The organism is Streptomyces sp. sk2.1, from assembly GCF_008120935.1.
GTDB lineage: Bacteria > Actinomycetota > Actinomycetes > Streptomycetales > Streptomycetaceae > Streptomyces.
Map to the genome: position 1 here is coordinate 1 of NZ_RDBO01000207.1, position 2,564 is coordinate 2,564.

Sequence of the window (2,564 nt, forward strand, 5' to 3'; positions counted from 1 at the left end):
CGGCACACAGGATCCGGTCCCACGTGCCGTCCGCCGACCAGCGCCGGTGCCGTTCATAAACGGTCTTCCAGCTGCCGAAACGCTCGGGAAGGTCCCGCCACGGTATACCCGTCCGGACCCGGAACAAGATCCCGTTGATCACTCTGCGGTGGTCGTTCCACCGTCCTCCACGCAGCCCCGACGCCGGCAAGTGCGGCTCCAGCCGGACCCACTCGGCATTCGTCAGATCGCCCCGCCCCATGCCAGACACAACGAGTCAGCAATCCGACAGTCACAAGATCCGCCGGACGCTGCCTAGGCCGGTCGCATTGCCAGGAGCTCCTTGTGTCCTTTTTGCCCTTCCGGGACTGGTGATGCCAACTCTGTCCCGGCTCCGGCGTGTTGTTGCGTGGCCTGCCGGTTCGGTCGCGGTGGCGCACATCCGCCGCGGCTGCGTCGGTATCCCTCGGACATGAGCGATGCGGAGTGGCTGGTCACGGACCCGCTGCTGCCTCTGGCGGCGTGGCGGTGGGGGAAGGGCGGGCGTCCGGAGGAGCACTGCCGCCGGGTGATCATGGATGCGATCCGGTACGTGGTGGACAACGGCTGCAAGTGGCGGGCCCTGCCGGCGGACTTCCCGCCACACGCCACCGTCTACTCCTTCTTCGTCCGTTGGGAACGGGCCCAGGCCGTCGACGACCTGCACGATCGGCTCCGGGATCGGCTTCGTCGACGGGAGGGCCGCGATGCCGAGCCGAGCGCGGCGATCGTCGATTCGCAGTCGCTGCGGGCCGCCGAGACCGTGGCCACCACAGGCCGCGGCTGGGACGCAGGCAAAAAGGTGAACGGAACCAAGCGGCACGTCGCGGTGGACACGCTTGGTCTGTTGCTGGTCGTGCTGGTCACCGCCGCGAGCGTACAGGACCGCGACGGCGGCCGGCCGCTCCTGACGCGCCTGCGGCAGATCCACCATCGTATTCAGCACGTGTGGGCGGACGGTGACTATGCCGGCAGGCTCGTGACCTGGGCGAAGGCGCGGCTCGCGCTGACCGTGGAGATCGTCAAACGCAGTGACGACATGACGGGATTCATCGTGCTGCCCCGCCGCTGGGTGGTCGAGCGGACGTTGTCGTGGATCTGCCGCAGACGCCGCTGTGTCCGCGACTACGAGCGGCTGCCCGAACACCACGAGGCCATGGTGAAGTGGTCGATGATCATCCTCATGACCCGCCGACTCGCCCGATCATCAGCCGTCTCCCGCGCAACGTGACCGGTTCTCAATCAGGCACTGAGAGGCGACGAGTTGTGCTACCGCCGTCGGCCGGCGGTAGCACGGGCCCACGACGGCGGTCTGTCCGGCGGCGACCTTCTCGGCGAGCACCCGGGAGCGGTCCGGTATCAGATCGACAGTGTGCCGGACGTGCTCGGCGAGGATTTCCTCGGGCTCGACCTGCCCGGCGGCCCGTGCTCCGTCTCCCCGGTTCCCGCCCACTCCCGGGCGCGCCGGGGCGCAGCCGCAGAGCCCGGGCCCGGGGGTTTCGCGCAGGGTCGTCGACCGCCCGCTCCGGGCCGGACGGCGACGAGGTGCGCACAGCTGGTGATGTGCCCTGTCCGACCGGTCCGGGCCGTTGCCCGAGGACGGCGGTCCGCCGCCCGGACCGCGCTGTCGCGGTCCGGGCGACGCGTGCTGCGTGTGCCGTGCCCCGGGTGTCCGGTCACCGCCCTCTGCCCTGCCGGGGCAGGACTTCGCGCAGGCCGTCTCCGGCCCGGCAGTTGGGGTGGGTCTGTTGCGGCCCGGCGGTTCAGCCGGCCTCGCCGGGGCACTGCGGCTGGGCAGGCCGGGCCGACTGCGGCGCCGGTGCGTTCGTCTTGCGTACCGGCTGGAAGTAGTGGGTCAGCGCCCAGGTGCCCACGCGGTTGCCGGCCCGGCAGCCAACGATGTCCGCCGTACGGGAATGGATGCCTCCCCACACGCGGGCATTGATCATGTCCCTGTTGATGTCGTCAGCGGATTCGTAGAGCCGGGTGGTGCCGGTGATCTCGGAGGGAATGTAGAGGTCGGGATGTGAGGTGCCGAGGACGCCGGTCACGGCGCGCATCACTGCTGCGGCGACGGTCGTGTGGCCGGCGACGTGGTTGGGATGGGGCGGTGTGACGAGCAGCGGCTCCCAGGCCGGGTCCGCCGTCGTCGCGGGGTTGCCGTCGGTGTCGGCCAGGCGGATGCCGCTGATCGGCCTCCAGAAGGCGTAGTGCAGCTTCGCGTCCCATGCGGTGATGACGGCGTCGGTCGCCGACGCGTTCGCTGCGGCGAACAGCCGCGCCGTGGTGGCGGCGCCGAGCCCGTGCCGGGCGGCGTAGTCCCGCAAGGCCGTCTGGACCTGCACCACCAGGTTGCCGCTGAAGAAGAGGGCGGTCTCGGTCTGCTGCGGGGTTCTGCCCGAGCCGGTCTTCGACCCCATGGTCTTCAGCTCATTGACGTCGTGGGCGTACCGGGCCGAGGGGAGCGCGGGCGGCCCGCCGGGGYGGAACTGTTGCGGGGAGGTGAGCAGCAGCGGGCGGAGCTCGGCGAGCCAGGTGTCGATGAA

At 70.5% G+C, this 2,564-nt stretch carries 3 protein-coding genes and 1 pseudogene; 1 reads left to right on the forward strand and 3 read right to left on the reverse strand.

The window, feature by feature from the left end; genetic code table 11:
- Positions 1–241 (reverse strand): transposase (locus tag EAO76_RS42560; protein WP_148837962.1); only part of this gene is annotated, 241 nt, incomplete at its 3' end.
- A gap of 210 nt (positions 242–451) precedes the next feature.
- Between EAO76_RS42560 and EAO76_RS42565 the strand changes: the two genes are divergently transcribed.
- A complete protein-coding gene (locus EAO76_RS42565) occupies positions 452–1,249 on the forward strand; it encodes an IS5 family transposase (protein WP_187439041.1) in 798 nt (265 codons plus the stop codon).
- Here EAO76_RS42565 and EAO76_RS47130 read toward each other — a convergent pair.
- Positions 1,226–1,447 (reverse strand): annotated as a pseudogene (locus tag EAO76_RS47130) (hypothetical protein); the annotation flags it as partial. The gene EAO76_RS42565 and the pseudogene EAO76_RS47130 overlap by 24 nt on opposite strands.
- Positions 1,448–1,781: 334 nt before the next feature.
- Positions 1,782–2,564, reverse strand: a 783-nt coding sequence (locus EAO76_RS42575) for a vanadium-dependent haloperoxidase (RefSeq protein WP_187439040.1), incomplete at its 5' end; no start/stop codon positions are given.

Excerpts from the sequence above, each read along its gene's own strand:
- EAO76_RS42565 (WP_187439041.1), top strand. The coding sequence starts at position 452 with ATGAGCGATGCGGAGTGGCTGGTCACGGACCCGCTGCTGCCTCTGGCG.